This window comes from Pseudomonas sp. NBRC 111143 (genome assembly GCF_001320965.1).
GTDB classification, from domain to species: Bacteria; Pseudomonadota; Gammaproteobacteria; order Pseudomonadales; family Pseudomonadaceae; genus Aquipseudomonas; species Aquipseudomonas machongensis.
Window position 1 is genome coordinate 52240 of record NZ_BCBT01000041.1, and the last position, 6692, is coordinate 58931.

A 6692-nucleotide genomic window follows, 5' to 3' on the forward strand; every position below is an offset into this window, starting at 1 on the left:
GCCAGCCTCCAGCCGCCCTCCTGTGATTTTACTGGGCTGCGGCAAATTCAAACAAACGTTTGTATTGGACCCGCCAAGTGGTGTAGATATAATGCGCGGCCAAGACAAAACGGTGTAGTCCGCCACCGGCACGGCTACAGCTGCCCCGACCGTGAGCGGGCATCCGACACCCATAAGACAAGCAACGCGATGAGCCTTGAGTAGGAGAGAACCTGTGGAACGCGAATACATGGAATTCGACGTGGTCATCGTCGGCGCAGGCCCGGCGGGCCTGTCTGCCGCCTGCCGCCTGAAGCAGAAGGCCGCCGAAGCCGGTAACGAGATCAGCGTCTGCGTGGTCGAGAAAGGCTCCGAGGTCGGCGCCCACATCCTCTCCGGCGCGGTCTTCGAACCCCGCGCGCTGAACGAGCTGTTCCCCGATTGGAAAGAACTCGGCGCCCCGCTGAACACCGAGGTCAAGCGCGACGACATCTATGTGCTCAAGGACCAGGGCAGTTCGGTCAAGGTGCCGGACCTGTTCGTGCCCAAGACCATGCACAACCAGGGCAACTACATCATCTCGCTGGGCAACCTGTGCCGCTGGCTGGCCCAGCAGGCCGAGAACCTGGGCGTGGAAATCTACCCGGGCTTCGCCGCCCAGGAAGCGCTGTTCGACGAGAGCGGCGTAGTCCGTGGCATCGTCACCGGCGACCTGGGCGTCGACCGCGAAGGTCAGCCCAAGGACGGCCTGTACACCCCCGGCATGGAGCTGCGCGCCAAGTACACCCTGTTCGCCGAAGGTTGCCGCGGCCACATCGGCAAGCAGCTGATCAAGCGCTTCGACCTGGACAGCGAAGCCGACGTGCAGCACTACGGCATCGGCATCAAGGAAATCTGGGAGATCGACCCGAGCAAGCACGAGCAAGGCCTGGTCGTGCACACCGCCGGCTGGCCGCTGGATGTGGTGAGCGCCGAGAACACCGGCGGCTCGTTCCTCTACCACCTGGAGAACAACCAGGTAGTAGTTGGCTTGATCGTCGACCTGTCCTACGCCAATCCCTACCTGTCGCCGTTCGACGAGTTCCAGCGCCTGAAGCACCACCCGGTGATCAGCCAGTACCTGGAAGGCGGCAAGCGCATCAGCTACGGCGCCCGCGCCATCTGCAAGGGCGGCCTGAACTCGCTGCCGAAGATGGTGTTCAACGGCGGCGCGCTGATCGGCTGCGACTTGGGCACCCTGAACTTCGCCAAGATCAAGGGCAGCCACACGGCGATGAAGTCCGGCATGCTGGCCGCCGATGCAGTGGCTGATGCCCTGTTCGCCGGCAGCGAAGGTGGCGACGCCCTCAACAGCTACGTCGAGGCGTTCAAGGCCAGCTGGCTGTATGAAGAGCTGTACGCCAGCCGCAACTTCGGCCCGGCCATGCACAAGTTCGGGCCACTGTTCGGCGCTGCGTTCAACTATGTCGACCAGAACTGGTTCGGCGGCAAGCTGCCGTTCACCCTGCACGACACCAAGCCCGACTACGCCTGCATGAAGCTGGCTGCCGACGCGAAAAAGATCGACTACCCCAAGCCCGACGGCAAGCTCAGCTTCGACAAGCTCAGCTCGGTGTTCCTCTCCAGCACCAACCATGAAGAGGAACAACCCTGCCACCTGAAGCTGACCGATCCGAACGTGCCGATCGCCACCAACCTGCCACTGTACGACGAGCCGGCCCAGCGTTACTGCCCGGCCGGGGTCTACGAAGTGGTCACCCAGGAAGACGGCAGCAAGCGCTTCCAGATCAACGCGCAGAACTGCGTGCACTGCAAGACCTGCGACATCAAGGATCCGTCGCAGAACATCACCTGGGTCACCCCAGAAGGTGCCGGCGGCCCTAACTACCCCAACATGTAAGGCCCGCGCCGCATGTAAAAAAGCCCCCTGGCAGCGATGCCAGGGGGCTTTTTCATCTGCTGCCGATACTCAGGACAGCACCACCGCGTCCTGCTCGAACAACGTCCAACCACCCTTGCCATCGACCTCCAGCCGGTGGCTGTGAAAGCCAGCCAGCGTGCTGCGGTGCCCGACACTCACCAGCAAGGTTTCCGGCATTTCGTTGCGCAGCAGCGAATACAAGGCATGTTCCAAACCTTCATCCATCGCCGAAGTGGACTCATCGAGAAACACCACATGCGGCTGGTTGAACAGCACCCGGGCAAACGCCAGGCGCTGCTGCTCGCCGATCGACAGGATGCGCGTCCAGTCGCGGCTTTCCTCCAGGCGCTCGGCCAGATGCGCCAGGTTCACTTGCCGCAATGCCTGCTGCATCCGCGCATCCTGCTCCTGGCCGACCTGGGCCGGGTAGGCGATGGCGGTGCGCAGATCCCCCAACGGCAGGTAAGGCCGCTGCGACAGGAACAGCGCCTGCGCCCCCAAAGGCCTCGCGACCGCCCCTTCTGCATAAGGCCACAATCCCGCCAGGGCTCGAAGCAGCGTGGTCTTGCCGCTGCCCGAAGGCCCCTTGATCAGCAATGCCTGCCCGGCCTGCAGGTTCAGGCTCAGGTCGGCAATCAACCGGTGGCCATCAGGGCGCAGCACCTGCAAACCAGCGATATCCAGGGCCCGCGGCAGCTCGCGGGTTGCCACGTGCGGCAGCTCGCTGGCCTGGTGGTTGGCATCGAGAAAACCGGTGAGACGATCGAGGGTCGCGCGGTAGCTGGCAAAGGTGTCGTAGGACTCACGGAAAAACGATAACGAATCCTGCACCTGCCCGAACGCCTGCGACGTTTGCATCACGTCACCCAGCTTGATCGCTCCGCTGAAGAAACGCGGCGCCTGTAGGATGAACGGGAACACCACCGCCACCTGGCTGACACCCAAGTTGAAACCGTTGAACTTCAGGCTCCGCCAGACCAGTGCCCAGACATTGCCGATCAAGGCGAAGAAGCGCCCGAGCAACGTGCCCCGCTCGACCTGCGCGCCCTGGTAGAAGGCAATGTTCTCGGCATTCTCGCGCAAGCGCATCAGTGCGTAGCGAAAGTTCGCCGTGAGCTTCTCGTTGAGGAAATTCAGGCGAATCAACGGCCGCCCAAGGCGGAAAGCGATCCAGGTGGCGATGAGCACATAGACGTACACCGCAAACACCATCGCCCGTGGCACCTCGACACCAGCCACTGCCAGTGGCGCCGACAGCCCCCAGAGAATACCGGTGAAGGCAACCAGCGAGACCAACGCACTCACTGCCCCGAGGGCCAGCGACACCGAGCCAGTAACGAAGGCATTGACGTCCAGCTCGATACGCTGGTCCGGGTTGTCCACCGGCTCTTCGAGGAACTGCCCGCGGTAGTAGGCATCGCCATGCATCCAGTCGGCGGTCAGGCGCTCGGTCAGCCAGACCCGCCAATGGATGTTGAACGACTGGGTGACGTAGTAGTTGAACAGAGAACGCAGCACATGAATGGTCGCCAGTACCGCGAACACCCCGAGCAGGTACCAGAACGCCGTCTGGTCCAGGCCCTGCAGGGCGCTATAGAAACCGTTGTACCAGAACGAGAACAGCACGTTCATGCGCACCGAGAACAGCGCCAGGAACAGCAGCAGGGCGAACACCAACAGCGGACGCCAGCTGCGCCTGAAGCTGAAGTAATCGCCTGCCAGTTGCCAGAACTGCTGGCCCCAGCGAGTGAAGCGCACCGCCAGGAAAGCGGCGGCGGTGAAGCCGACAAGGGTGATCAATGAAGCGACTGCAAGCCAGCTCAGGCTCTCTTGCAGGGCCTGGTGCCAGTTCATTTCCATGGTGGGGTTTCCGTGGCGAGTATTTACTCGAGCCTAGCACCGGCCGGGGCTGGCGAAGATGACGGAGGTTTCATGTTGGGCATGCCATGAACGCTAAACAGGCGACAAGCCGATGATGGTCCGCCCGATGCACTTGTCGAAAACCGCTTCCAGCGGCGAATAATCGCAAACAACTGCCGCTATGTTCGCAGCCACCCACTCATCAGGATCGACCGACCACCAGTCGATTTCAAAACCCGCGTTCAAGATCACGTGTTCGTAAAGAATCCGCTGAGCTCGCCCATTTCCCTCGCGAAATGGATGGACCATGTTCAAATCGCCAAAGCTTTCTGCCACGGCGCGGATCAGATCCGCACGCGAATAGCCCTCATACCAGCTTTGCCGTGCAAGGCTGCTGAATACTTTTGAAGCTTCGGCTTCAATGCGACTCATATTGCAGAAACGCGTGTGGCCTTTGGAAATATCGAGCGTGCGGATTTCTCCAGCCCACGCATAAATATCCTGAAAAAGCGCGCGATGAAGCCTCTGGAGATAGGGAAGATCGTAAGGAGGAAGCTCGAATGGGAGCTGGCTGGCGGCGAGCTCGGAAAAGTCCCGCTCGGCCCTGGCAAGCGCTGACTCATCACGAAGATCAAGTAGATTGCACAGGACGACCGTACCGGGATAACAGTAGGCGTCCTGTCCGACACCGTACTTGTCCAAGGATCAAACCTGCTTGCGGTAGTGACGCAACAACTCTTCCTTGGACGGGAGCTTACGCTCCGCGGAGTCAGGCGTGACATCAAAACCCTCAAGGCGCAGACTGGCTGCGTAGTTCGAGCGGCGAGTCTTTTCCCAAGCTGCTTTTTTGGTTTCCAAGCTGATGCCTTTCACCGTTCAACGCCTCTCACGGGGTGATGGAAGTTCGATTATAGCGAAAACGGCTAATGCCTGCGCGGCCTCGGCATGGGTCATGCCGAGGCCCGATCACTATCCCAACGCCTCCCGCACCTTCGAATCGAGCCCCTCCCCCGCATGGGCCTCGCTCCATTCGCTCAACTGCCGGCGCATCGCTGGGGTCCAGAAACTCTGCAAGTGCTGCCTCACCCCCTGCACCGCCAGCGCCCGGTCCGGCTCGCTGTCGAAGTAGTGGGCGATCTGGTTGGCCATCTTGACCAGGTTGTCACTGCTCATCGGCGGACCTCGGCTTTTTCCTGTCCTTCGACCTGGCGTCGCTCCTTGAGCAAGCGCTGCTGTTCGTCACTGAAATGCTGATAGCGCTTCTGCCATTCAGAGGGCTGGAACACCCGCACCACCTCAACCGCCGTGACTTTGTACTCGGGGCAGTTGGTGGCCCAGTCGGAGTTGTCGGTGGTGATCACGTTGGCACCGGACTCGGGGAAGTGGAAGGTGGTGTACACCACGCCCGGCGCCACCCGCGCACTGACCCGCGCACGCAACACGCTCTGCCCCGCACGGCTGCCCACGCCAACCCAGTCGCCGTCGCGGATGCCGCGGCTTTCGGCATCGCTGGCGTGGATCTCCAGGCGATCCTCATCGTGCCAGGCAACGTTGTGGGTGCGACGGGTCTGGGCGCCGACGTTGTATTGGCTGAGGATGCGGCCGGTGGTCAGCAACAACGGATAACGGGCATTGACCTTCTCGTCGGTGGGTACATAACCGGTGAGCATGAATCGCCCCTTGCCGCGCACGAACTGGTCGATGTGCATGGTCGGGGTGCCGTCGGGCGCGGCTTCGTTGCACGGCCATTGCAGACTGCCATGACGGTCGATCTCCGCGTAGCTGACGCGGTGGAAGCTCGGCGTCAGGCGGGCGATCTCGTCCATGATCTCGGACGGATGCCGGTAGTCCATGCGGTAGCCCAAGGCATTGGCCAGGGCCACGGTCGCCTCCCAGTCGGCCTTGCCGGCCAGCGGCTCCATCACCTTGCGCACCCGAGAGATGCGGCGTTCGGCGTTGGTGAAGGTACCGTCCTTTTCCAGGAACGAGCTGCCTGGCAGGAACACATGGGCGAACTTGGCGGTTTCGTTGAGGAAGATGTCCTGCACCACCACGCACTCCATGGCCATCAGTGCCGCGGTGACGTGCTGGGTGTTCGGGTCACTCTGGGCGATATCCTCGCCCTGGCAGTACAGCGCCTTGAAGCTGCCATCGAGCGCGGCCTCGAACATGTTGGGAATGCGCAGACCAGGATCAGGCTGCAAGGTCACGCCCCAGGCCTGCTCGAATTCACTGCGCACGGTCTCGTTGGAGATGTGCCGGTAGCCTGGCAATTCGTGAGGGAAGGAGCCCATGTCGCATGAGCCCTGGACGTTGTTCTGACCACGCAACGGATTGACGCCCACGCCTTCGCGACCGATGTTGCCGGTTGCCATGGCCAGGTTGGCGATGCCCATCACCGCCGTGCTGCCCTGGCTGTGTTCGGTGACGCCCAAGCCATAGTAGATCGCCGCATTGCCAGCGCCCGCATACAACCGTGCCGCCTCGCGGATCTGCTCGGCAGGCACGCCGCAGACCGGCCCAAGCGCCTCGGGTGAGTTCTCGGCCAGGCTGACGAACTCACGCCAACGCGTGAACTCGGCACTCTCGCAGCGCGCGTCGATGAAGGCCTGGTCGAGCAGCCCTTCATCGACGACCACATGGGCCAAGGCATTGAGCATGGCGACGTTGGTGCCCGGACGCAGTTGCAGGTGCAGCTCGGCGCGGGCGTGGGGCGAGTCGACCAGGTCGATGCGGCGCGGGTCGATGACGATCAGCCGCGCGCCCTGGCGCAGGCGGCGCTTGAGCTGCGAGCCGAACACCGGGTGAGCGTCGGTCGGGTTGGCGCCGATCACCAGGATCACGTCAGCCTGCATGACCGAGTCGAAGCTCTGGGTACCGGCCGACTCGCCCAGGGTCTGCTTCAGGCCATAACCGGTCGGCGAATGGCAGA

Annotated in this window: 6 protein-coding genes; 1 reads left to right on the plus strand and 5 read right to left on the minus strand. The window is 62.3% G+C overall.

Going from position 1 to position 6692, the window contains the following annotated elements; all coding sequences use genetic code 11:
- Window positions 1–214: 214 nt before the first annotated feature.
- A complete protein-coding gene (locus tag APH44_RS20300) occupies window positions 215–1879 on the plus strand; it encodes an electron transfer flavoprotein-ubiquinone oxidoreductase (RefSeq protein ID WP_054894267.1) in 1665 nt (554 codons plus the stop codon).
- Between the two features lie 69 nt (window positions 1880–1948).
- Here APH44_RS20300 and APH44_RS20305 read toward each other — a convergent pair whose 3' ends face one another.
- The 5 genes from APH44_RS20305 to fdhF form a co-directional block, all read right to left on the minus strand.
- Window positions 1949–3760, minus strand: coding sequence for an ABC transporter ATP-binding protein/permease (locus APH44_RS20305; protein ID WP_054894268.1), 1812 nt, complete (start codon window positions 3758–3760; stop codon window positions 1949–1951).
- Between the two features lie 93 nt (window positions 3761–3853).
- On the minus strand, window positions 3854–4462 hold the full coding sequence (locus APH44_RS20310) for a Fic family protein (RefSeq protein ID WP_054894269.1): 609 nt from the start codon (window positions 4460–4462) through the stop codon (window positions 3854–3856).
- Between the two features lie 3 nt (window positions 4463–4465).
- A complete protein-coding gene (locus tag APH44_RS29320; RefSeq protein ID WP_081255289.1) occupies window positions 4466–4633 on the minus strand; it encodes a YhfG family protein in 168 nt (55 codons plus the stop codon).
- Between the two features lie 96 nt (window positions 4634–4729).
- On the minus strand, window positions 4730–4933 hold the full coding sequence (locus APH44_RS20315; protein ID WP_054894270.1) for a formate dehydrogenase subunit delta: 204 nt from the start codon (window positions 4931–4933) through the stop codon (window positions 4730–4732).
- Window positions 4930–6692 (minus strand): formate dehydrogenase subunit alpha (fdhF, locus tag APH44_RS20320; protein WP_082430654.1); only part of this gene is annotated, 1763 nt, incomplete at its 5' end. The genes fdhF and APH44_RS20315, both read right to left, overlap by 4 nt.